The 24,676-nt window shown below is 32.8% G+C and carries 26 protein-coding genes; 8 read left to right on the top strand and 18 right to left on the bottom strand.

Going from position 1 to position 24,676, the window contains the following annotated elements; all coding sequences use genetic code 11:
* The first annotated feature begins 26 nt into the window (after positions 1-26).
* The 3 genes from P4V41_RS20635 to P4V41_RS20625 are packed head-to-tail and all read left to right on the top strand — an operon-like array spanning position 27 to position 848.
* The gene (locus tag P4V41_RS20635) at positions 27-308 is read left to right on the top strand and encodes a hypothetical protein (protein WP_328087050.1); all 282 of its coding nucleotides are present in this window, start codon (positions 27-29) and stop codon (positions 306-308) included.
* Positions 284-613 (top strand): sigma-70 family RNA polymerase sigma factor, encoded by a 330-nt coding sequence (locus P4V41_RS20630; protein WP_328087048.1) that lies wholly within the window; start codon positions 284-286, stop codon positions 611-613. The genes P4V41_RS20635 and P4V41_RS20630 overlap by 25 nt, the downstream gene beginning before the upstream one ends.
* A 13-nt stretch (positions 614-626) precedes the next feature.
* Positions 627-848 (top strand): hypothetical protein, encoded by a 222-nt coding sequence (locus tag P4V41_RS20625; RefSeq protein ID WP_328087046.1) that lies wholly within the window; start codon positions 627-629, stop codon positions 846-848.
* Between the two features lie 323 nt (positions 849-1,171).
* Here the strand turns inward: P4V41_RS20625 and P4V41_RS20620 are convergent, their stop codons facing one another.
* Both P4V41_RS20620 and P4V41_RS20615 read right to left on the bottom strand, forming a co-directional pair.
* Positions 1,172-2,191 carry a DUF4030 domain-containing protein gene (locus P4V41_RS20620; protein ID WP_328087044.1) on the bottom strand — a complete coding sequence of 340 codons (1,020 nt, stop codon included), beginning with the start codon at positions 2,189-2,191 and terminating at the stop codon, positions 1,172-1,174.
* On the bottom strand, positions 2,181-2,756 hold the full coding sequence (locus P4V41_RS20615) for a sigma-70 family RNA polymerase sigma factor (protein WP_328087042.1): 576 nt from the start codon (positions 2,754-2,756) through the stop codon (positions 2,181-2,183). The genes P4V41_RS20620 and P4V41_RS20615 overlap by 11 nt, the downstream gene beginning before the upstream one ends.
* 839 nt (positions 2,757-3,595) lie before the next feature.
* On the opposite strand from P4V41_RS20615, the gene P4V41_RS20610 reads away from it, so the two are divergent.
* Together P4V41_RS20610 and P4V41_RS20605 are read left to right on the top strand one after the other, a co-directional pair.
* The gene (locus tag P4V41_RS20610; protein WP_328087040.1) at positions 3,596-4,123 is read left to right on the top strand and encodes a hypothetical protein; all 528 of its coding nucleotides are present in this window, start codon (positions 3,596-3,598) and stop codon (positions 4,121-4,123) included.
* Complete coding sequence (locus tag P4V41_RS20605) at positions 4,111-4,353, top strand: hypothetical protein (protein WP_328087038.1); 243 nt, start codon at positions 4,111-4,113, stop codon at positions 4,351-4,353. Before P4V41_RS20610 ends, P4V41_RS20605 begins: the two co-directional genes overlap by 13 nt.
* Before the next feature lie 185 nt (positions 4,354-4,538).
* Here the strand turns inward: P4V41_RS20605 and P4V41_RS20600 are convergent, their stop codons facing one another.
* The 3 genes from P4V41_RS20600 to P4V41_RS20590 form a co-directional block, all read right to left on the bottom strand.
* Entirely contained in the window at positions 4,539-4,814 is a 276-nt protein-coding gene (locus P4V41_RS20600) for a hypothetical protein (RefSeq protein WP_328087036.1), read from the bottom strand.
* A 148-nt stretch (positions 4,815-4,962) separates the two neighbouring features.
* Positions 4,963-5,181: a hypothetical protein gene (locus P4V41_RS20595; RefSeq protein WP_328087034.1), complete on the bottom strand. Its 219-nt coding sequence runs from the start codon at positions 5,179-5,181 to the stop codon at positions 4,963-4,965.
* Between the two features lie 236 nt (positions 5,182-5,417).
* The gene (locus P4V41_RS20590) at positions 5,418-5,960 is read right to left on the bottom strand and encodes a hypothetical protein (protein ID WP_328087032.1); all 543 of its coding nucleotides are present in this window, start codon (positions 5,958-5,960) and stop codon (positions 5,418-5,420) included.
* A gap of 709 nt (positions 5,961-6,669) precedes the next feature.
* Between P4V41_RS20590 and spoIIP the strand changes: the two genes are divergently transcribed.
* Entirely contained in the window at positions 6,670-7,812 is a 1,143-nt protein-coding gene (gene spoIIP, locus P4V41_RS20585; protein ID WP_328087030.1) for a stage II sporulation protein P, read from the top strand.
* Between the two features lie 435 nt (positions 7,813-8,247).
* On the opposite strand, the gene P4V41_RS20580 is transcribed toward spoIIP, so the two are convergent.
* From P4V41_RS20580 to P4V41_RS20570, 3 genes are all read right to left on the bottom strand, one after another.
* On the bottom strand, positions 8,248-8,703 hold the full coding sequence (locus P4V41_RS20580) for a DUF3888 domain-containing protein (RefSeq protein WP_328087028.1): 456 nt from the start codon (positions 8,701-8,703) through the stop codon (positions 8,248-8,250).
* Between the two features lie 163 nt (positions 8,704-8,866).
* Positions 8,867-9,115, bottom strand: a complete 249-nt coding sequence (locus P4V41_RS20575; RefSeq protein WP_328087026.1) for a hypothetical protein — start codon at positions 9,113-9,115, stop codon at positions 8,867-8,869.
* The gene (locus P4V41_RS20570) at positions 9,108-9,605 is read right to left on the bottom strand and encodes a DUF3888 domain-containing protein (protein WP_328087024.1); all 498 of its coding nucleotides are present in this window, start codon (positions 9,603-9,605) and stop codon (positions 9,108-9,110) included. The genes P4V41_RS20575 and P4V41_RS20570 overlap by 8 nt, the downstream gene beginning before the upstream one ends.
* 624 nt (positions 9,606-10,229) lie before the next feature.
* Here P4V41_RS20570 and P4V41_RS20565 point away from each other — a divergent pair.
* Positions 10,230-10,451: a hypothetical protein gene (locus P4V41_RS20565; RefSeq protein ID WP_328087022.1), complete on the top strand. Its 222-nt coding sequence runs from the start codon at positions 10,230-10,232 to the stop codon at positions 10,449-10,451.
* Between the two features lie 732 nt (positions 10,452-11,183).
* Here P4V41_RS20565 and P4V41_RS20560 read toward each other — a convergent pair.
* Positions 11,184-11,900, bottom strand: coding sequence for a sporulation protein (locus P4V41_RS20560; protein ID WP_328087020.1), 717 nt, complete (start codon positions 11,898-11,900; stop codon positions 11,184-11,186).
* Between the two features lie 229 nt (positions 11,901-12,129).
* Here P4V41_RS20560 and P4V41_RS20555 point away from each other — a divergent pair, with 229 nt between their 5' ends.
* On the top strand, positions 12,130-12,678 hold the full coding sequence (locus tag P4V41_RS20555; protein WP_328087018.1) for a DUF2247 family protein: 549 nt from the start codon (positions 12,130-12,132) through the stop codon (positions 12,676-12,678).
* Between the two features lie 378 nt (positions 12,679-13,056).
* Here P4V41_RS20555 and P4V41_RS20550 read toward each other — a convergent pair whose 3' ends face one another.
* The 9 genes from P4V41_RS20550 to P4V41_RS20510 all read right to left on the bottom strand — a co-directional run bounded on the left by P4V41_RS20550 (position 13,057) and on the right by P4V41_RS20510 (position 24,344).
* A complete protein-coding gene (locus P4V41_RS20550) occupies positions 13,057-13,602 on the bottom strand; it encodes a restriction endonuclease (RefSeq protein WP_328087016.1) in 546 nt (181 codons plus the stop codon).
* Positions 13,603-14,617: 1,015 nt separating this feature from the next.
* Positions 14,618-14,794, bottom strand: a complete 177-nt coding sequence (locus P4V41_RS20545; protein WP_328087013.1) for a hypothetical protein — start codon at positions 14,792-14,794, stop codon at positions 14,618-14,620.
* A gap of 69 nt (positions 14,795-14,863) precedes the next feature.
* Positions 14,864-15,400, bottom strand: a complete 537-nt coding sequence (locus P4V41_RS20540; protein WP_328087011.1) for a hypothetical protein — start codon at positions 15,398-15,400, stop codon at positions 14,864-14,866.
* A gap of 271 nt (positions 15,401-15,671) precedes the next feature.
* Entirely contained in the window at positions 15,672-17,252 is a 1,581-nt protein-coding gene (locus P4V41_RS20535; RefSeq protein WP_328087010.1) for a UvrD-helicase domain-containing protein, read from the bottom strand.
* Positions 17,240-18,970, bottom strand: coding sequence for an ATP-dependent nuclease (locus tag P4V41_RS20530; protein WP_328087009.1), 1,731 nt, complete (start codon positions 18,968-18,970; stop codon positions 17,240-17,242). Before P4V41_RS20530 ends, P4V41_RS20535 begins: the two co-directional genes overlap by 13 nt.
* 254 nt (positions 18,971-19,224) lie before the next feature.
* Positions 19,225-20,901, bottom strand: coding sequence for a restriction endonuclease (locus P4V41_RS20525; RefSeq protein ID WP_328087007.1), 1,677 nt, complete (start codon positions 20,899-20,901; stop codon positions 19,225-19,227).
* Positions 20,891-21,538 carry a recombinase family protein gene (locus P4V41_RS20520; protein WP_328087006.1) on the bottom strand — a complete coding sequence of 216 codons (648 nt, stop codon included), beginning with the start codon at positions 21,536-21,538 and terminating at the stop codon, positions 20,891-20,893. Before P4V41_RS20520 ends, P4V41_RS20525 begins: the two co-directional genes overlap by 11 nt.
* 374 nt (positions 21,539-21,912) lie before the next feature.
* Positions 21,913-23,925 (bottom strand): ABC transporter permease subunit, encoded by a 2,013-nt coding sequence (locus P4V41_RS20515; RefSeq protein ID WP_328087005.1) that lies wholly within the window; start codon positions 23,923-23,925, stop codon positions 21,913-21,915.
* The gene (locus P4V41_RS20510) at positions 23,862-24,344 is read right to left on the bottom strand and encodes a hypothetical protein (protein ID WP_328087004.1); all 483 of its coding nucleotides are present in this window, start codon (positions 24,342-24,344) and stop codon (positions 23,862-23,864) included. Before P4V41_RS20510 ends, P4V41_RS20515 begins: the two co-directional genes overlap by 64 nt.
* Positions 24,345-24,676 lie beyond the last annotated feature (332 nt).

The following is a 24,676-nucleotide window of genomic DNA, read 5'->3' as shown; positions in this document are numbered from 1 at the left end:
ACTTTATAAGGTAAAGGAGGTTGTTTATGGAAGAAAATGATGAGCTTACTTTTTTTATGAATAAATATAGTGGTGCATTGAATGAGCCTATCATTAAAGAGTTCTTAAACGATGAAAATAACAGAGATCTTTTCATTGAAGCTGTGACATTAAATAACCAAGAAAAAATGAATGAACTTGATATAAAATTTAAAGATTTTTACCACAGAGCTAGATTGTATAAATATATTCAGAGTCTTATTAAGCTCTATAGTATTGATTTTGATAAACGTACGAGAAAAAAATGTCTCGATACCCTCTTATTTTAGACAATATTAATTCTTCAGATGATGTACCTTTAGCTGAACAAATACCTTCACCAGAGCTTGATATTTGTGATCAGATAGTGGTTTATAGAAATAGTGAACTATCAAAAATCATAGAAAATGAGAGATTATTTCAAGCAATTAATCTCTTAACAAGTAAACAGCAAAAAGTATTAGACTTAATTTATGTTCAAGGCTTCAATAACAAAGAAGTTGCAGATTTATTTAAAGAAACACCACAAAACATATCAAATATCCATAAGCAAGCTATAAAAAAAATAAAAAAAATTTTAACAAGGGTAAACTAGGAGTGAAGTAATCATGGTTAATTGTAGACAGAAGTTAGATGAAACATTTGAGGAAGTTTTTAGTAATAAGATGGTTTTAAGCAAGATACGTAAATGTCTTTATCAGACGAACGCAAATGAAAGAGACGATTTAGAGCAAGAGATAAAAATTAAAATCATGGAAAAAACGACTCCAATTATCCTTAATAATGATTCACCTGGATTGTGGAGTTTTATATACAACTTCTCGGAGTAAAGTTAAATAGACCGCCTTGACATTACTAAATAAGAAGAATTAATGTCGTTGAACTACATTAACATAAAAAAGAAATGCCGAAAAAACAATAACATCAACAACATATATGTATATGTTGTTGATGTTATTGACATTAATACATATTATATTTTAAAAGTGTTTAGGTTTTGCAACTGATAATGCGTATTGGCTTAAATCCTATTATTTAGCCGCAGAACAAGATATTAAAAGTCTAGATAATCTTATTGACAGATTTAAAGAACAAGTGATAGAAGTACCTGATGTAGAATAAAAAAGGCAGAAAAATGCGGCCTCCTTAGTACTTAATTAATCTTCTTATAGTCTTTACTTCTAATGGTGATCTTGTATGAATCTCCTTTTACTTTGGCTTGCATTTTTTCTGTAGCAAGGTACTCTCCAATGACTTTTTCCAGTTCTTTTGCATGTTTCTTCGCTTCAGGGTCAGATTTTTTTAGAGAAGTCTTAAAGATAATTTCCGGCGATGGATATACAGAGTAGCCAAGCCCTGTGACCTTATAGACCTTTTTCCCCATCAATTCATCCCCGACCAGTCCTAGGATTTCTGCCCATCTTCTATCTTGATCTCTTTTATTCATATTTACTTTTTTGAATTTAACTGTGTAGGTTTCATCTGTTTTTGTTTTTAAAACACTTTGAACCTTCTGTTCAATTTCAGACATCCTCGTATCTGTATCCGGAATCTCGATATCCACCACTTTTTTATCAGCATTAAGACTAAGCCCTGCTAGTTGATATTTTTTAAATACACCATCTAGAGCTGTAAACAGCTCGCTTTCTTTCTTGATTCTCTCCTCCTGTTCTGGAGTTATTTCATCCTTATCACTTTCGTATTTTGATACCACAACCGAGTAAGCATCATAATCTCTACTCTTCAAAATACTTAATGCTGTAGATTCCACATCTACTTTGACCTTATTGAAATAGGAGGCAGATCCTTCTATTACAATCAATACTTCTTTTTTTCCTTGATATGAAACACCTACACTACCAACGTTATACCCTTTTTCTAGGAACTCTTCACTCATGACCATAACGATGTCTTTAGATTCAAAAAATTGTCCTAAGTAAGGCAGTTTAGATGCCACTTTCGCCATTGCAGGTGAAACAAAGGCAGAACCGATAAATAAAGCAAAGAGTAAAACAGATGCACTTATATAGTAGATAAATTTGTTTTTCTTTTTTTTGAAACTCTGTGTTTGTATACGGTATTGAATCTTCTGCTCTAGCGTTTTATCAAACATAATGTCATTTAGAACAGTCGCAGTCATACTTCCTCTCAGCTTTTTGAACTTATCTTCCATTCTCCACACCTCTTTCATACATCTGTTTGATAAGTTCTCTACCTCTATGCAATCGAGTTTTAACAGTGTTTGTATTTATTGATAACAATGTACTTATGTCTCCAACCTTTAAATCCTCAAAGTAATATAGAAAGATGACCTCTCTGTATTTTAGGGATAAGGCGAGAACGGCTAACGAAAGCTCTTTTTCCTCCGTCTTTCTCATTAAGAAATCCTCTGGTGTATCTTCTTTTGAAACAAAGTGATTGAATAAGGACCGCGTGACTTTCTTGTACTTATACGATTTTGATTTCATCACATCTTTACACCGGTTCGTTGTGATGCGGTAGATCCATGTTTTGATCGATGATTCTTCACGAAAGGTTTCCAACTTCTCATAACAGGTGATGAACACATCTTGTGTGATCTCTTCAGCTAGGTTTTTATCTTTGACATACGAGTAAGCTAACCATAAGACACTTTGGCCATACTCCTTCATCAACCTGTTCAACTTGAGATCATCTCTATTCACAAATGGATATGCAGTTTGTTTTTCATCAGCAAACTCTTTCTTTTTATAAATCAATATCGTCCCTCCTTATCTATACATATAGACGACATTTTTTCTATTTGGTTTTGTATTCCATAAATTATTATACGAAAAAGCAGAAGAGTGCTGGCAGCTGCCAGTATTCTTCTACTTTTTCCGTTACTGCACGTTCCATAGTCACAGGAGAAACCATGAAACTACACTTTAAAAAGGTAGTTTCACTATAAGATGAACCGTCCTATTTTTTTATCTTAAACGGTCCACATTGTTCTTTATGCGGATTCCAACTATAAAACGTTTATATTTTTAACAATTTCAATAGAAAATCTGCATCCCCTTCAAACGTAATGAAATGTATTATGTTTTCATCATCATGGCTTTCCTTTACTAGGAAATATAATGGTTATTTCTTCTACCCAACCCTCAAACCACTGATTATTCAATATCCTTGAAGGTTCCAATGGAATTTTTATTACGTACCCTTTCGTAGGAATGGGGGATTTACTTTCACATAAACGCCCAATATTCCTTTAAGAATCCTTACTGCTTCTTGTTGTATGTCATTGTTCATTGTAACAACTTTAACCATACTACCTTTATTTATATCAATTATTTGGATTTGTGGATTACTTTGAGCATTGCAATTGGTAGAAATCAGTTGTAAAAATAAAGATAGTTACTAAAAATTTCTTAATCATTTATCCACCTCATGAGTACTGTGCCCCAAAAGTAAAGACTACCCACTATTTCATTATTAAAAAGTTGCAACTTTATGACATTGAATATACACAGATTCCTTATCTTAAGAATTCTATCCCGTCTGAGTGTGTTATAATATTGACAACAAAAAAGAGGGAATGAAGAATGGATAGCGTATGATTATAGATATCAGAACTGGACAGACTGTTAATGAACGTTTTAAAGCCCTCAACCGAGAAGACCTCATAACATATGATATAAAAAAAGCAAAAGATAGCTGGCAGTTTGATTGGAAAAGACCGTTTAGTCGTGATTCCATCGTGTTTGGACTGTTTGCTGAAGGGGAAAATAGAGTACAAGGACTCCTAGCATTGTACCCAAATAACGATCCAGATTTCCTCTGCGTCGACTTGGACTGGGTGGAATCAGCTCCCCATAACAAGCGGATTGCACTAGACCGAAAGTATGTCGGTGTCGGAAAAACATTGGTTTCCTTTGCATGTTGGTACAGCTTAGAACATTTCGATGGACATGTGATGCTTTCCTCCAAATCCAGCAAAGTTCCTCTTTATTTAGGAATGGGAGCGTTACATGGCGGTTTCCAAAGTGAAGAAGAGGGTGGACATCCCATGATTTTCTATCCCCAAAGTTCTAAAAAGAATGTAGAGAGATACTTATTAGGAGGTGTAACATGGATAAGATGATACAGGTTTTAGAGAGAACCGAACGCGGTCTAAGAGTACGAAGGGTGAGTGAACACGATATGAAAAGAGATCTGCAGCACTTTGACGATGCTTTTATAGATGGAGTTTTCACTGAAGGTAAACTCAAGAAACCACGTACGAAACTACGTCCCATGTTAGCCTATTGTAAAGAAAGAGGCATTACACCTGATGAGTTAACTTCAGAAGAATGGAAACAATTTTACGAATAAAATAAAATGTAAAAAACCCCTGTCCACACTTGTGGACAGGGGTTTTTGTCTCATCATTTTGTTAACTCGTATAAATAAATCATTTTCATTCAGAGTATCGTATTACACCTTCACTTTACCAAAAACAAAAGTGGAAAATCTAAAGTGATAAAAGCAGCATAAATCAGGCTCAAAGCTCGTCTTTTTTACGTGATTATATTTTCGGCTTTTTGCTTCATATGAAGCCCAAGTTTAACTAAGCCCACTCCTAATAGAGACAGAACACCGTTATACAGGATGACAAACCAAGCGAACGCTGGTATCTCTAAGACAACTGTATAAAGATAACCTGATGCCATACAGAAAAGAACGATCACACAAAAATGAATCCGTTGAAAGAACCAGGTTAACACTCCGCTAATCAATAGAACCATAGCACCCATGATAAATAAATGAACAAGTAAAGCAAACAACAATTCCATCTCTATCTCCTCCCTCTTCCTTCTTGAAAAATTCTCTGCATGATTGGAGTTATCCTTGGTTCAAAGTACCTGATTATTTCCATTGATGACATGATGAAACCCGCATTCGAAAGGAAGCGGGTTAAAGTATTGATCTATCTGTTCAGTCTTATTTGTTTAACTTTGCTCCGTTACGGCTTTTCACTTCTATTTGGTACGAACCATAGTGTGCTTCTTCCTTTTGCAATGTCTCCAACACTATTTTTTCTATCTTCTTCACCATCTTTTCAGCTTTTGCATCAGAACCAGTTAAAGAGGTTTGGATAGTGACAAGACGTTGGTAATCTATACTCACATGATCAACGACTTTATAATCACTTAAGCTCATTGTGATATCCATGTGAACCCATTTAGTTCGTTATTGATCTTCGCAATATTCACATCATCGCCCACAACAATTAACTTTTGTAAATCTAATTTAATAGGGTAATCGCAATATTCCGTTGAATCTGAGACTTCTCGTGTTAGATTGATCATCTCCATCTTTACTTTCGAAAGATAAGCTTTTGTTTCTTCAACAGTTAAGGAAATCTCCTTTGGTCAACGCTTCATTCTCTGAACGCTCTATCCATTCGATTCACTTGTTATGTGATAAGCGTAGTAACCAAATAAGTTAAAGAACACCAAGGTTAATCCCCACATCATGGTCAGTTTTTTGTCTTCGTACAACTTCATGAAAGACCAATACGTGAAGAAGCACCAATACAACATGACAAATGCCATTAAGAAATAGACACTCGTGCTATGATAACTCTCCCTCTCTAACTCTAAGTACCATTTTCCATCTCCAGACCCTGAATGGATGGAATCACTTAGAACCGATTTACTATTGGACTCGTATTCATATTGCGTGCTTGCACCTTTAACATACTCAAAAACGGAAGAATTTGGTTTGACAGCTGAAACATTATATACTTTAACAGAAGAGATAAAAGAAAGTTGCTTTAAGTTCTCACCATCAAAGCCGTTACTATCAAATGAACTTAAAACATCTCTTTTCTCATTAAGGCTTTCTCCTTCTTTCATCTGAAAATAACCAAAAGATGCGAAACCAACCAACAAAAAAATAAAGGCCATATAGAGTGAACCATACGATACCTTTTTCATCTAAGAACCACCTCCTATTACTAGAAGATGTCCACATGCTTCTTTTTATTCTTACTTAAATTCGATCGATTATCAGATGGCGTTATACAATTGAATGTTCCCTTACATGGTGATTTTTCAAGTGTGACTTTTTTGAACAAAATGAAAAATCTATAGATCTGTTCAGTGGAACAATAATAAGATTGTGATTTAGGAGGGGGTTAGATTCATTAATGTCACTGGTTTTGTAACGTTACCAGTAAAAGTATAGGTTTTTTGCAGAGCTTTAACCGATAGTGTTTTTTACGCATCCATTTACGTGTAAGATTTAGAATAGTCATACCATTACTTCTACTGAGCAAAATTCCTCTAGTGAGTATTAAGTCTATATACACTCAACCATTCTTACTTAATAGTTTTCAAATCCTTCTGAGTTAACGCACTCATTTGTTGAAAACTTCAATAACCTCTTTTACTCTTACAAATTCTCTTTTACAATACTCACCCTTTTAGTGATATTTTTAGGTTTCTATTAATAGAATCTATTAATAATAAATTGAGGTGAAGTTAATGAAAAAGCTACATAACTGGTTTCTACTTTTCTTCTTTTCATCTTTTACAAGTTTTTTTATATTACCATGGGTATTTACAATCGGCGTTTTTATAGCAGGACTGACTCTATTCTGCTTTCACTTAATTCAAATTTATATTGAAGAAAGTGTATACTCTCATGAAGATTAATAGATTCTTAAAAATTAACATTTGTTTAATCGGTTTAACCCTATTGTTTGTCATAATCTTCACTTCTGTAAAAAGCAAATGGTTGGAATCAACAATAGTTTCAAAGTGGCTAAGAGAATTTAATACTGAGGCCCTCGTTTATGCAATTGGATCACAGAACAGTTACTTTACACAGGCATTACCTCAGGAAAGTGAACCTCCAGAATTATCATCTATATTTATTCAACTCGCCACTAATATTCGTCCTGGAGATATACGTAGTTTGTTTGGAAACGAGTTACCTGGGTTTGCTATCTATGATGCAGAAATCTATCTAGCTAGTAAAGGAACAAGTTATGCAACTTTACCCATAGAATCTACTCCTCCTATTGAAGAGATTATGGAAACGGCGGAACCTACAGAAGAAAATAAAAAAATCCTGCAAGAAAACGAGGATAGACATAAAAATCCTACACCTAAGCAAAATACTAAAGGCAAACAAGTAATCCATATTTATCACTCACATAGTTACGAAGCTTATAAACCCCTCTCGAAAAATGGTACGTACAATAGTTCTAATCCCTCTACTAACATCATCGCAATTGGTGATGTACTAAAGAAAGATTTAGAGGAACGAGGGATTGGTGTATCACACGATACCTCAAATATCGGCGAAACGCTTAAAAATAAAAATTGGGGAACAGGTAAAGCTTACACAGCAGCCAGAGAAAACGTAGTTAAAACAATCTCAAATAACAAAGACATCCAATATTTAATTGATATGCATCGAGATTCACAGCCTAGACATGTTACGACAATTGAAATCGACGGAAAAACATACGCTAGATTGTTCTTAGTAGTAGGTAAAGAGCATCCCGGTTATGAAAAGAATCTTATACTTGCTGAATCGTTATACAACAGAATAAACGAAAAGTATCCAAGTCTATGTCGAGGAGTAGTCATAAAAGGAAAAAATGAAGGAAACGGCGTTTACAATCAAGATCTATCGACTAATTCGATGTTGATTGAAATGGGTGGAATTGATAATAATCTAGAAGAGCTTATGAATACCTCTGAAGCTTTTGCAGATGTATTTAGTGAACAGTATTGGGATGCTGAAAAAGTAAATGCAACTCAAGAAAATAGTGAATAGTAAGGATAAAAGGAAGCCTTGAAGGCTTCCTCCTTGTATTTTCCAGGGTATTTCATAATCATTGTTTCACATACTAAAGCGTGACAGATATTAATGTTATCCTTTCTAAATTAGCAGAATCCTTTATTCCCTAACTGACAAATTAACTCGATTGTTTACAATTGTTGGTTAAGTTTATATACTACGAATGCTACCCTGATTGGATTTACAGAAGTAATCTGTAGCTTTACTTATACAAATAAATGAAACACAACAAAAAAAGCACGAAGTTGTGCTTTTCTCTGATATTTTTAAACATTTGTTTAAATCTTAGAAGTATTTTTAGCGCACCATTTACATTATCATACGCGAATATGACGTACCCGATGTACTTTAGCTCAATCCAAGTTTCCCTTATTACGAAAACCTTAACCTTATTGATATCACAAAATACTTCTACAAACTTTGCTGTTTTCTAAGTATGTGCTTCAAATCTGGTGGTAGTTCGTGTGTCTCTAAATGATTAAAATGAATTAATTTTACTGATTGACCTATTTCATCTGGTGCCCCAATTTTAAAGGTTAGCCTATCTTTTCCAACAGAAATATGTGGACCTACAACTGGTGTGACCTCAAGAGTCACTATGAATAGAAATGATCTTCCTTCAAGCACCCTTTTTGCACTAACTATATCTACTTGATACGGATATACCATAGGAGTAACATTGATGATTTTTGAGTAGTATTCATTGATTGGTTGTTCAATGTATGGTAAGAGAATGGTAACAAATAGATCTTGATAAAGTTCTCCTCTAGAACCTTCAGGAGGCTTTGGAACAGCTTCCACAATTGTGTTTATACTCATGGTAATTACAATGTATGCAGGTAAAAACAAAATCAAGATTTTTCTCATCTATTCTTTAGCTCCTTTGAGGGGCTTTATGTCTTCTCTTACTGAAATATGTTACATAAAATCCAACTTCGCGAATTGCAAATGCATTATTTCCATAATAATTAGCACGACAGCAGCGGCTTTTCTCTGTTTTTTTAAACATTTGTTTAAATATGTTTACTTCTTAATTAGAACTAGCAAAGATCAGTTTTTGAATTTCAGCATCATAAACGGCTGTTTTCATTTTAGTACCATCTTCAGAAACCGTAATAAATACAAAGACCTGTCTAGTTGGAGAATAGCCGTCTCCATCTGATCTTGCTTTTCCATATTTATCAGCTCGTGCCATTACAGAATTGACATCTTTATAATACGTTTTCTTTCGGATGTTAAGTTTAGCATTCTTAAATTCAACATATTGCTTTTTATTCATAGAATGTATTCACATCCGCAAATTTAATCTCTGAGTTATCAGGATACTTACTCCACGGTGTAGCAAAATCAACTTTAACATCGTTTTTATAATCTAATAATTCAAAATTTATGTCACTCATATTTTTCATGAAATTTTTATCATTATTATAATGATTAGTAAACTTTAAAGTCAGATTATCGTATTTCTTTTTTGCTTTTTCTCCTACTGCGATTACTGTTTTCAACTCATACCAAGATGTGGGTTCTTTAATCTTAGCAACATGCTTTACCTCATTTACCTGAACAAATCTCCACGGCATTCTCATGCCATATTCTTCTTGAACCAGTTCTTCTACTTTGGGTTCAATAAAACTTAAAAGCATTTGTTCTGTCGTAGTGAAGAGAATCATTTCATCATTGGTAACTTTTCTTACTTCTGCATGTGTTATTGGAACATTTAAAGATGCAGAAATTAACACCAATACTAAAATCATTACAGCTTTTTTCATGTATTATCACCTCATCATTAGAATTTGTAGAATTTGCAAATGTATGTATCCCCTATTTCCATACAGAAAAGCACCCCAGATGGAGTGCTTTTTAAACATTTGTTTAATTTTAAAGAGGATTCTTCTTTTTTCATATGCGACATTTTCCATCTTATTATCAATAGTATCGTCTATCCACTCAATTCCACACTCTTTTTAGTTTGTTGTTATAAGATAATACAGTCTCTTGAAAGCAATCGTGATCCCCTACTAAAAAGTTAACAATGACATATATGTTAACAATATTATTATTGTATACGAATTATTACGTAGGTTAGTCAAAAACATCATGAATCTGGCTAAACTAAACCACAATGAATGACAATCAGCTAATCTAACATATCATTTTCCAATTTTTTCATTTATAATTGTAAAAAATGAAGAAAAGAAATGGAGAATATTTCAACTGAAAGATTGTTGCAAAAAAGAAGATAAACAATGATAAAATCCAACCACAATATTATATGACAACATATATGATATAGATATTGTATATTTTTTTATCAACATATTTTAGCTAATCTCTTTTAAGCTAGAATGTGATGGAAATTTTCATAAAATACTATAGAAGTCATGGGGAGTCTTATGAATACGAAGAGAATTAATATGTTTTTTCTTTATGGCTTTACACTTGGTCTCGGGTTAGCCATCATCTTCATACCTATTTCTACTACAATTCATGAAGGAAACGGTGTTTCAGCGACCACATACAAAGAACCGATGGAATACATTGTATTGGTATTACGAATCGCTTTTATTACGGGGTTTAGTGCTGTGCTCGGGAGCTTTTATAATAATCCCAAATAGAAAAACTATGTAACATACGCTCAACTAACATAATCATCCTATGTAAAGGTGAGGGCGATATGACCTACACTTTATAAAATTCCAACTATTAAAAACATACACAATCCAGTATGGCCATATTAATAAACATTAAAATTCTTAAGAGAGATTACAAGGACTAGTGTCATTGTTTCCGAGCGATGTGTACAGCTTAGAACATTTTCCTCCAAATTTAGAAATTTTGAGATTTATTTCTTTTCTCCTTTTTCTTCAACGTTACTGTTTCTTTCCTTTACATTTCTTTCTATTGTGGGTTTCCGGCTCGTTCGGCATGGTGGTTATCCGCAAATGAAACAGGAACTTATCGGTGTGTAGGTGAAGGATGAACCGTACAGACCGTGGTTATCAATCGATTTAATACCGAAGCGACACGTTACAGAATGACAGAAAAACGTTTTCCCTTTCTGATCAGTCTGTCGTGCTGCCGCCCCAAAATGATTTGAACCAAAAAGAAACAAATTCTACTAAAACAAGTCAGCTTTTAAAGTAATCTAACTTTATATATCAGAATCATTATTAAAATCAACATATACAATGACATATGTGTTGATGACATTATCCTTTTATGTTTGTTAATCACAAATAGAAAACACTATGAAACCATTAATAAACATAATCCGCTATATCGGTCTTCTTTAAATCATCTAAGAATCTTTTAATTCTTTCCGATATCTCTCTCTGGTCATGACTGATCTATTTCGGTAGCTGCAATAAAACATAGTTTAGGGGGTTGCTGTTGAGTTTACTAAAAGTCGATTTAAAGATTACATATATATAAAGATCGATAGAATCAGCTGTAACGTCAAAGAAAATCTCTATTCTCTCATACTTCTCTTTATAAAGTTCTGTCGGTTTAAATCTTACGGATTGTAAAAAGACGTGTTGCCTTGCGTCCAAAATTGAAGCGAATTCTCTCTTCACTGCTTTTATGATCTGTATATCCATCAACGGTTCGCGAACGTTTGCAGTGAACCCTAGATCATCCTGGAATGTCTTCATACAGAGTTCCATAAATGGATGCATCTTTACTTCTACGAAATCTTTATCTTCAGGATCTAAGGTTCTGGGTATCTCTACATCGGTTTTTAACCATAATTCATTTTCATAGAGGGGCACAGGAAGGTTTTCAGGTAACAGAAAACGAAAGTCAATACGTTCTTCTTCGTTCTTTCCAATTTCTTTTCCCACAACCATTTCATGACTAAAGAAAGGATAATGGATGTTTTCATTTCCAAATAAATATGTCTTAACAAAAGAATAAGTGATAGTTTCTATTCTTCTTGGTTTATTACCACCATAAAGAATCACTTCACCCTGTACATATTCACCAGGTATGAAGATTGGAGTATGAATAATGGTATCCACTTTCACCAATCCCACCATAACACTTGATAAAATTTGTTTGAACATAGAATGCCTCCTAATCGCTTCTAGTTAATTACGATACAAAATACAAATAGTTTCTCTTGCTGAAAAGATAACGGTATTTATAAATGTAATAGAAAATAATCGTTTAGGAGCAACAGCCGTTAAAACAGATGCTCCTACTGTAATGATATAATTGGTAATTATACTGTTTTAAACCATATTACAAGTTACCTTCATCTTAACAAAAATTACCACAAGGTGGATTTACATAATGGATGAACACTATGACTATTCCTATATAAAAAGTTTAAATATAAAGATTGATGTACCGTTCGTAATCAGAGGACTGCAATTAAAGATGATTACCAAGAAGTTTGTTGAAGATTTTGCTTTAAGTTCTTTAGAGAACGAGGATCAACCAACCATACAGATAGTAGACTTGGCTTGGGGCGTTCATTCTGAAATAGATGCTCTAGAGTTACTAATATCCTCTATTGAGAAACCCGATTTAAAAGCACAATATAATCACTTACCGGAGATTTATAGAAACGAGGAAGAGTTTGATCATGAAATATGGAAATGGCGTTATGTAAATCTGATCCATGCCTTTAATCATTATAAGTCACAACATGAGCTTTTCGAGAGTATTGATATTATATACGCTAGATTTGGTTTTCCAGATGACATGTATGAACTTATCTACTATCACCCAACTAAAACAGTTTCATTGCTCACTCCAGAAGAAGCTCAGCAAAAACTAGAGAGTGCTATTCTCCATTTTGTAAATAAGCAGAAACATTTGTTTGTATCTAATCCTTAATGGTATGATTTAACTATGCGTTAATCTTCATACAGTAAAGTAACCACCTTGTGCATTTAACGTTTATACAATAAAGCATTTTGGCCATCATCTTTCATCAAGCTGTTTAAAGTGGGCACAGTCATACTAACAAATTCATATAAGGTACGATCCTTATCAGCAAACTCTTTCACTTTATAAATCTTCACATATAGATGACCTTTTCTCTCCTTAATTTTGTATTCTTTAAAATTATTATAAGAAAAAGAAGAAGAGTACTGGCAGCTGCCAGTACTCTTCTTAGAAACATTAATTATACTTTCCTCTTCACTACAAAAATTAAAAGAACGAACCACATAAACAACCTTGATACTACTTGAAGCTAGTCTTATTTTATATTCAGTTTATCAGTTTACTTAATCCATCACGATCGATTAGTTCCACCATCCCTGATTTGGCTAACTTCTTCGCGTTTGGAGTAAAATATCGATTCGTGATAACCATGGCATTTGTCGTTCGCCAATGAATGCTACCAGAAATGACTTGTTGCACCGCGTCTACTCCTATATTTCCTCCATAACATTTTGCTTGGACTGCCGTTCTCTTTCTTCCCTTCCTTAAGATCAGATCGACACCGTAATCACCTGACCGCGGTGTTAATTTTACCGAATAGCCCTTGGATTCGAAAAGATCCGCCAAGTAGTTTTCGAATTCTATTCCATTCATGAGATCAATATCGTGAATATCAGAACGTAACCATTGATTATTTCTTCTAATCCGTATCCCAAATTTTATCAACTTATAAATTAATAAAAATAGCATTACCCAAATAAAGGCGTTCCAGATTGTATGACCATAAACCTCTAGAATGACGTATATAAAGACAGCTGCTGTGAATAGAGTGGCCTTATCTTTTGATTTTAAATAATGTATTACTTTACCCAAGTTTTATTTTCCTCTCAAAAAGATTGCGTAAAAATAGTGCCCACTTCATGTATCTTTGTCTATATAATCTCCGTTGTTTTCAAAGTAAATACTATTAATTAGAATTACCCACATTAAATCTATTCAAGTGGGTATTATATAAGTAATTAAATATTGGATTGAGGTGTAATAATGCTTAAATTTGAATGGACACTCACTTCTAGTGACGTACTTCTATTTTTGATTGTTTTGCACTGCTTGTTTAAGTAGAGCAAGCAAGATAACAACCGTTATGGTTGTTATCAAAACAACAAAAACAAATTAAGCAATTATTACAAAAGAGCAACCGAATATTCGGTTGCTCTTCTTGTCTGTTCCAAGCATGAACTTGTGTACGGAACATATCTCACCCTTTTTTTCTTTTTCAAAATACGTCTAAATTGCTGTTTTATCAGCTTTTTAAATTTATTGCTTTTCAAGATATTTCTTATCTTTTTAAATTATTTTGGTCCGATTTTGGTCGTAATTTTGGTCCAATTAAACTATGGGATGATACTGCTTTATCAAGGATTCGATAAATGTTAAACAATTACTTCCTATTATTTTTCAACAATCGTACCTGTTTTGCTGCATAAATTTTTTCGGATTTTACTTGACGCTTTTATATCGCACCATTATTTCTTAAATTCGACATGATCTGGGGATTGTCTTTTTCAACGTTATAAAAAAATACTTCATCCACGAAATTTTCAATATCCCAATCTGTTATACCCCACTCATTTGTAGTAATAAGTATAATTTTTCTTGATCTAATTTTCTTTAAATCATTTAGAAAATTGGAATACCTTTTAGAATTACCGAGCACTAATTGTACAGGAAAAATTAAAGTAAAAGTATTTTCATTGCCTCTAGGATTAGTTGCTGTATGAGTTGCGTAACTATTTATATTAATAGTCATTTTACCTAATTTATAATTAGTAGTTGATTTAACTGTATAAGGTAGAAGTTTTTTATTAAAAGCTCGATTGATATGATCTTAAATGTCAGACATAGAACTTGTTCTTATGATTCCCTTGTCAAACTCACTATTCAAACAAGAGAGAACTACCCTTAACTTAGCTTCATTATCATATCCTTTTACCAATAAGCTTTTTTTAGATTCATCACGCAAAAATTTCATTACATTTGCAATAGCCTTTTGTTGATCAGACAAAAAAAAACCTCCTCATGTATACAAAACAATCTTCTATCAGCTGACGCTCATTTACACTAAAAAGACTAATTAGTCACTGTTTTTTCGTTGGTATTTTAAGTTTTCTTCGATTAAAACTGCGCATTGTTTTTGTAATTCTTCTAAATCCTTTTGGTGTTTTAATGATAAGTCTTTAACTTCATTGATTGTGTCTGAAATTTCCTTTTCTCTTCTTGCTTCATAGCTTAATGCTCTAAAACTTATTATCAATATTACTAATCCTAGTGATACTAGGGTAATTTGATTATTGTATCCTAATAAATATTTTTCCATAAAATCTACATAAGGAAGAAAAATTATTGAAAAGATAGCAAAGAACAAAGAAAAAATTGATAGGTTGTGTCTATTATCAATAATGAATTTGTAAAATCTACTTGTTACTTTATCTTTATCTATTTCGTATTCATCAATTAAATTAAATAAATCTGTGATAGTAAAAAATAATGCAGCTAATGTTGCACACGATACATAAACATTAGAAATTTTCAAATCTGAATAAGATATTCCTAAGAAAACAACACTTAAACCGATAAAAGTAACAATTAAATGTGGTGCTGCCCTATTCATTATTGCCCTCCTTCCTCACTCAAAAAGCATCCAAAAAATAATATCGGATGCTCTTCCACTCTAGTAAACTTTTAATTTAAGAATCAACACGACGTGTAAAATAATTTTGCTTTAAACCATTTCAATTATTTTTAAATTCAGTGGGCCATGATTGACAAAATACATTTTTCCTAAGCCCTAAAGATAAAAAAACTTGTCTATAAATGGTAAACTCTACCCTAAAGAAACCCAAAAGTAAACCTAAAGAAATTTTACGATCTTTATTAGTAAACTATACCGTAACACTCTCTCCAACCAAAATTGATTTGTCACTTTCTATGATCTTTACTACTTGCTCAATACTAATTTTAATTCCTATTTTTTGAGTTTCTACAAGTGCATTTTCTATATAACTTTTATACCTTTCCATTAAGCCATCTTGTCCAATAATCAATAACCTTTCTTCTGGTCTAGAAATAGCAACATAATGCAAATAGTTGATTCCATCTCTTGACATGTCATAATCTTGTGCGTTTATTATTACTTGTTCAAACTCTAGTCCTTTTGAGGAGTGGATTGTTCCAGAAGTTAATTTATGACGATCCTGATTATATGTAGGTATGTATTTTTCATCATTTACAACATTAAATAGTATGCTTATCTCGTTTTTAATTTTTTCTAAGTCATCACTATAACCTAGGTACTCATACAACTTAATACAATTTTCATTATATAAGTTAATCTCATACTGTGATTCTTTAATACCTTTTAGGATCGTTTTAATATCAGAAATTCTAAAAGCTTCTGGCATCGGTATTTCATCCATGAAATCATACTCACTATATCTATATTGCAATGAATAATTAGCTATAGCTCGTGCTATCCAAATGTGTTCACTCTCAAGATTAGAATAATCCAAAGGTGATCCAGGAATAAAAACAAAAGGAATTCCAACAGATTTTAATTGTTCACTCCAGAACTCAGAATTACTATTACTAAAGTTTAAAAATGCACATTTCTTACTAACATCAATCCATTCCATAATATATTTAATAACTTCGGTATCATCAATATATTTAAAAGCGATTATCTCATTGTTAAATTCAGTCTGTTGACAGTGTTTTCTTACACTTTCCATAAAAATATTGGAGTAATTTTGAATAACTTTATTTGACCTAAAGTTATTCCATAATTCAAATTTTTTAAAGGTTGGCTTAGTGAATAATCCAGTAAACCCACTACTATAAGCTCCCCTCCATCCATATATAGATTGTTTAGAATCACCAACAATAAATAGCGGTATCTCTAGTTCATCGGAAAGATACATAAAGAAGTTATGCATGTCTACATCACTATCTTGATACTCATCAATATAAATCCGATAATATTTTGCTTTTAAATATCTTCTTGAAGAATGAGAATTCTTTACAATCTTTAATGCAAGCTGGAATGCAAAGTTTTTCTTAACGTTAAAATACTTACACATTAATTGCGACTCTCTGATTTTTTCTAACCCTTCATCATAAGTTCTAATACGATTTTCATCATTGAAGTCTGGTTTGATTTCCCTTTTAAAATCACATCCATAGACATCGTACATAAACGGTTGAATTATCTCTAACCATATAAAATTATCATTTGTTCCAACAAACCCCTCACCCTTATCTGGACCTAATCGATTTAAAATTTCTTTTGCAGCTTTTCTTGTAAATGTAACAGCTGCAAATGTTTGATAATTATTATTGTCTCCTGTATCTTTTATAATCCGTTGAATAGTAGTGTGAGTTTTACCTGTACCTGCACTTGCACTTATTACAATATTACCTGAAGTATTTAAAATCTCATCCCTGATTTCTTTATCTACCGGCAACATAAATCCACCAACACTTTCAAACACTCGAATCGCTTATGTTTATAAATTTTGTCGATACCATTTTTACTAATACCTGTACTTAATTCAATCATGTTTATTAATTTTGCACTTTGTAAATAATCAATACCATTTTTAGTACTATTTTTATCCCTTGCTAATTTATCCATAATCCCTGGAATAACTTCATATAAATCATTTTCTAAATCAACCCTCGATAGGTAAATATTATTCTCTTTTAACTTCTTGATAGTTGTAGGTAACTTGCTAAAGACATAGTTTTTTCTTTCGACTATGTAATGAGAATCCCTTTCCCATCTTATAAGGTCAATACCCTTTAAATTTATTATTTCTCTTCTGCCAATAAGTCTTTGACATCTGTTTACACCTAAGAGATTGCACTCTGTTTTTCCTTTTACCTTCTTAAGATCATTGTCAGTCTTAACTATAACTTTAATACCAAGTGCAGTTAATACCGTATAATATTCCTTAAAATTAATCCCGTCTACTTCAAGAATATAGCCTCCAAAACTCTCATACCTTTCACACTTTTCTTTTAAAATTCTTTCAAATAGGATCTTCTCTGAAGGCCCCTCTACAAGCAATACTACATCAGCGTAAATTGCTTCAGCTAAATTTTGATTTAGTTTTTGCTTTAAAGTTTTATAATCTTCAGGCACTCTATATACAAAAGATTTTGCATTTACTGTAGTCTCTTTAAATAGCTTTATAAGTGTGACTTCATCCATCTGGCTTACAATTAATGAAGAATGAGTTGTCATGAATAAATATTTAAATATCTCATCTGAAAAAATCTGATATGATAATGCAATTTGCATTGACCTATGTAAATGATTTTCTAGTTCTTCAACAAGAAATATATTTATCTTTCTTTCTTCAAGTCTACGGTTCTCAAGCGTAAGTAATGTGTAAGCAAGAATTTTCTTTCTACCATCTCCAGAAGTCGGATAGTTCTCATTTTTTTCGTCGAGTATATACGGTGTGAGTTTACTATGAATATTGCTTAATTCAATTTCAGATTGAATAGATACTTTAAAGTTCTTGTCATCTTTAAATTTTTTATACTCATCTTTTAGTTCCTTTTCAAATGCCTTAATTGTACTCAACTTACCTACACTCTTATTAAGATTACTAATGTGTGTTTTTAAAACCTTTCTTTCAATCTCATTTAAACTTGACTCACTCTTTAATATTTCTTTTGTATATCTCTTAAATGTATCTTCTAACTTTATTGATGAGTCTATATAAACTACATTAAAATATTTATCTAATTCAAAAAATGACTGATTACTTGGGATTGCTTCTAGATTTTCTAAATCAACACCCCAAAAAAGATTTGGTTGCCCCATCAGAGCTTCAGCGTCATATATTGCTTTTAGCTGAATATAAATTTCTTCAGCACCTGATGGAATTGCACCACTCATCATTGTATAAATTTTTTTATTATCATCATTTTCTTCATCATCAGCAATGTCAATTTTAAGAGAAATAACAATTTCTCTATTGGTATCTTTATCATAGAAATCTGAATCCGTTAAACCATTTCTCCTAAAATTCCGATCCAATAAGAACCGAATAGCAGACAAAAAATTACTCTTGCCTATATCGTTTAATCCAAATATAATATTGCGGTTAGTTAAATCAATATCCATATTCTCAAAATTCCTAAAGTTTTCAATAATTAACTGCTTAAGAAGCATATTATTTCCCCCAATTTTTATGTAAAGCAATCATTAAAAATCTTATATATCTAAAAACAGCATTATATACTTCACGGAATTTGAGTTGGTCAAAAAGATAACTCAAAATGCACCCATTAAAAAAAGCCCTCTCTACATTTACATAAATATACAATTCTCGACATTACCTTTTAATCCTTCTATTTTCTTTAAAAAAACCCTGCCATAATTGACAAGGAACATTATACTATGCCTAATAAAATAAAATTAAAACTCTAGTTTCTTTCTTTATCCATTAGTTGTTTTTTTGCTTCTTTAAGATCAATTTTTGCTTTATGGCCATGCTTCTGTAATAAATGCAATAGATTGTTTCCATTCAAAAGTGTAATAGGTTTCCCTTTAGCAAATTCATATGCATCGGGCCCATAATCTGCAGTCGAGACTAATAATCCTTTGTTCGCCCCTTCATTTAGTATTGTTCCATACAAGTCACGAACAGCTGAAACGCCAACTACATTTGTATATCTTTTGGCTTGAATTATTACTTTACCCCCACGTAATGGATCTGGGTCAAAAGCGATCGCATCAACCCCTCCATCTTTACTTGCTCGAGTAATTTTCACTTCTCCACCAGACTGATTGAATTCTTTTTCGAATAACTCACGTATTAAGTGCTCAAAATCTTGCCAATCCATCGCTGCTATATTTAGGTTTTCATTAATTGAGTCGGCTACAGCATACGAAGATACAAACCGAGGATCCTCCCGATCTATTTTTATAATTGGGGCTATAGGTGATAAACTATGTAGTTTGCTGCTTCCAATTCCTTTTAGATTTTTAAAGCACATTTTAGGTTCAACGTGTTCTAGGTTAATTTCCATAAATTCTTCCTTATTAGTTTGGACTGTTAGAATACAAGCGTTGACTTCTTGACCTTTTGCTCTATCGATTGATTTTACCCAACCATTAAAAACAATGGACTCAATTGCAGATACCGTGTCAGCTTCAAATAATTCATGCAATGATCTCAATGTAATTTGATACAGGAGATTATCGTATAACTTATTTTCTACTGTCAAAGATAAGTAAGTATTTTTAAACTCATCTTTACTTTGAATATACTTAACTTCCTTTAAGGTTGGTAACTTATCAGGTGAAGGTAATGAATAATCTACTACTAATATTTTCGTATCTGGATTGTAATCAATATCGAATTCTTGAGGAAATTCATCCGGGTATTCTGAATTAGATAACACCATATCACAGTAATCAATAACAGCTGTAGGAAGAGCTTTAATATAATTTTCTTTTTGATTATCAATTGCTACGTTTTTTTCTGTTTGAAGTATAATAAAATTTTTTTCTTCTTCTTCCCATCGCTTTAATTGAATTTCAAAATTTGCTTGTGCCTGTTCATTTTTCTTAATAGTATCTTCCTTTTCCTCTTCCCAGTTTCTATAGTCTTGTGTATATAATTCTTCTGAATCCTGAATTTTTTTGTTTTGCAGTGAAGGTAAAATCTTTTCCAGTATATTAAGCTTCGGCTGATACTTTATTGAACTTTTTATTGGTTCTTCTGGTAAATGTAATAGAGATGGTGGTGAAGGTTTAGGTTTCTCAAAATCACTTAAGTCCTTTAAACTTTCCCAATCGATCTTATCATCAATATTAAGAGTGTATATAAGTGTGTTTTCAATATTAAGTAATTTCTCTTCTGCTTCTTTTGTTTGTTCTAAAGCTAACTCTTTTTTTGCTTCCTTTTCCTTTACTAAGCTATCTCGTTGTTTTCTCTTTTTTTCTGCCTCTTGTTTTTTTCGCCACATCTCTTCCCATTGCTTCAACTGAGTATTTGCTTTTTGCTCAACAACATATCGATCAGACCCTTTGACAACTCTATACTTATTTAACCCTTCGTGTTTTATTTCAACCTCGTACATATACCTATATGCCATTGTATTTCCCTCGCCTTTCTTGATTATTTATTTTCAACTCTTTTTCATGTTCTCTAACAAGTCTATAGAAGGTTGTCTTTTTCACCCCTACTTCTTCCATCGCTTTTACAGCTGTTAGTTCTCCTCTTTTCCACTTTTTATATATTTGTTTAAATTCCTCTGAAATTTGTATTCTGGGTCTTCCGAAAGCTACTCCTCTTTGCAGAGCATTATCGATTCCTTCGCGCTGCCTTTTACGAATACGAGTTCTTTCTTCTTCTGCCATCCATGATAGAATTTGTAAAACTAAATCAGCTATAAATGTCCCTAAACTATCTTTGTATTGAGTAGTATCCAGCAAAGGCATATCGAGAACAACAATATCAGCTTGTATATTTTTTGTAATCTCATTCCATTCAGTTAGAATTTCTTCTTTATTTCTTCCGAACCGATCTAATGAATGGATGTACAAAATATCCCCTTGACGCAAAATTCTTTTTAACAATTGATATTGTTCACGCTGAAAATCACGACCACTTTGTTTATCGATAAAAATATCACGGTCATCAATTTCTAAATCTTTTATAGAAGCTAATTGCCGACCCTCATGTTGATCTTTACTACTCACTCGAATGTAGCCAAATTTTCGAATCAACATTATTGCTTCACCTCCTTCACTTATATATACTAATATCTATATTTTACCAGAAAGTTCAATAAAGTAGATAGAAAATTTAGAACGTTCATAAAATAAAAATGCACATTAACGCACGCTGTAACTTCTTACTATTTACATGTCAATGTCTTGTTCGCAAAAGTGTACTTTTGTAACGTTATGGACATTTCAATCTAAATAGGATTGGATCTCCAAATAAATAATAGCTAATAGACCACAGTCCAAAAGCTATTTCTTAATTGATTTTTTTAGTTGATACAAATGGAGCTATCTCTTAACTTTATTAATGAATCGCCACACGGTTTCAATCTGTTGGTCTTTATTTACTTTGTAGTCAATGATGAAACACGTTTTATTTAATCTACACCTTCAGCCTGCTTCTTCTGAAGCGATGCCCACCAAATATCGTCTCCTTGACGGGAAAATGAAGTTTGAAAATCTCCTGAAATGAATGCTAGAAATTGGCGATCAGTGCTTTTTGCAAAGGGTTTCTGATTCATGGCCTTTATGATATTATCCCGATTCGTATGAAGTTCGATGCTTATCGAGCTCACTTGTTTCTCTTGATTTAATCCTACTCTCAAATCATATCCATCGTATAGATATGTATTAACCGTTAATCCATCTTCATAGGTTTTGGATGACTGGGGTTTTCCTGCCTTACTTTCATCCAGAGGTTGCCCCACTACGAACGGAAAGGGTTGAATGACTCCTTTTTCAAAACTCGCTACCAACTCCGCGTTCAACGCTACGACTTTTTTCTCTACTTCTTCTGCCGGTTCTTCTTTAACTTTATCTTGTTCTTTCTTCACTTCAGTAGCAGCGGTGACACTCTTTGGTGCCAACTCTTCATGAAACTTATTGATAACGATCCCGTTTAGTATGAGAAAAAGAACAACAACCGCAACAGAGGAACCTACTTTCACCTTTTCAAACTTGTTCGTGATATAGATGTGACTCGTAGATATTTTTAAGCCTTTTAACATGAACTGTGCAGCGATTAAACACAAGCAGAAGAAGATAACAGGTATTAGAATCAAATAAGGACGGATCAAAATCTGATTGTAATACGCTCCGATCATGCCAGACCACTCGTTTGAATCGGAAGTAGGGATAAAGTCACCTACACCCATCGTATATTCTCTTAACACAGTTCCCCCGAAAAACATCCTCAACATGCCTAGATGAGAAAAGAGAATCAACACAAACATGAGTTGAGAGATAAAGATATATGATAACTTCGGGGTGAGATGTGGCCGTATGTGTTTAAAGAACACATGAAATCGATTTCCCCCTAACACTCTCGCTCCAGTGATGAATTCTTGCTTGTTGATCTCTCCTATCTCTGAAGAGAACATGACCGATGTAACCGGAACGGCTAAGATCGTCATGATTATAATTTGAAATATCCCTTTATCCCAAAACGAAAACGAGCTTGATACGGATATGGGATACAGAATGAAAAAACAGAGAAGCGCTACCGGAACGTATTGAAGAGCTTCTGATAATCCTACAAACCCGTTTCGAATACGATTTGTGGACATGTAAAGAAGGAACCCTCCTATATAAGATAGAACCAGTCGCAACAAACTGATGAACAAAGCAAGACCCAATGTATACTTAGCTCCTGCAATGATCCTGTAGAACGTATCGAAACCAAACTGATCGGTACCAAACCAAAAGCGTTGAGAAGGATCAAAAGATGCTTTATCGATCGGCGTCTTACCATCTTCACCATAGATTACTTCTGTTTGCGGAACGACGCCATCAAATTGAACATGATGATAGATACTTAAAAAAAGCATCGTACCCAAAAAGCAAAAACCGATCACAAACAACGGCTCTTTCATCAGCTTGAAAAACGTGTTCATTTTTAACAAAGCTAACTTACAAAAAGAGAACACTTTTTTTAAAATCGCAGGGAATATGTTTGGTGCTGACTCTTGTTTCTCTACATTGACCCTTCCTGACATCCATTCTCCGATACTAATAAACGTGAATATTGGTAAAAAGATAAGAATGCAGAACAAAGAAAAAAGAACTGGTGTACCGTACGTGAAGATAAAATTGGTGATTCCAAAAATATTAAACAATAATTCTACGACTAATAGATTGGACACCATGAACCAGATAATCACTTTTGATTGGAAAAACAAACTCTTAAAAGCTCTCGGCAGAATGTGATGGATGAGGATATGTACTCTCGTCAATCCTTTTCCTTTGACTGTGAGTATGTAGTTCTCTTCCCATTCTTGCTCAATATGGTACAGAATGGTTCTAAACATAATGACCAGAGGCAGAATGGTCAAACAAAGGATTGGAATAAAGTATGGCTGTTGAAACGATGATGAAGCAACAGGAAAAAGCAACGTGTTCGTCTGTTAAAATACCAGATTACAAAAAACTGAATGGTTACTCCGACCATCACATCTGGAACAGATTCAAAAACAAAAAGAATAGATTTAACGGACTTATATAACATGTGAGGAAGTAGTGAAACTACGAAACTAAGAATCACAGAAATAACTAAGGCTATAAAAAAAGCGGAAAACAAAAGTGTCATGGAATAAGAATAAGGATCCCAAACATATGGAAACACCAAACGTTCCGTAGCTTCTACGATATAAGTTAATTGCATCGGCCTTATCAAGGACTGAAAAATAGTAAATAGTCCTTCTATGTACTTTGAAAACTGAAAAGAAGCTCCGATGAATGCGAACGGAATAGCACTGATGAAAATAATACCCACCATGGATAATATGCCTTTAACCAAAAAAGAACGTAACATAATGCCCCCCTCTTTACATCTATCTGTTTATTTCACTTACTACTATGATCGTTTCTTTTTGATCTGTCCGATAAATGTTAGACTTTAGCTTTTTTAATTTTTTTAACGTCTTATTAATCCGTTTTATATTTGTTGACAGGATAATTTTAACATTAAATTACAAAATTGTAATTTAATACTTCAAGAGTATCTAATTGTTTTTTTACAAAAATCCCCACTCTTTAAAGAATGAGTGCTAATTTTAAATCATACTAAAGTTGTACGATCCATAATTAAGTTGTGTAGTTCACACATAAGATGTTTAGTTCAATGAGATGGGAATTTCGGTTTTT

Origin of the sequence: Fictibacillus nanhaiensis (assembly GCF_036213205.1) — a bacterium.
In the GTDB taxonomy this organism is placed as follows: domain Bacteria; phylum Bacillota; class Bacilli; order Bacillales; family Fictibacillaceae; genus Fictibacillus; species Fictibacillus nanhaiensis_E.
Note: the sequence above shows the minus strand (reverse complement) of the source record. Positions and strands in the feature narration are given on the sequence as shown.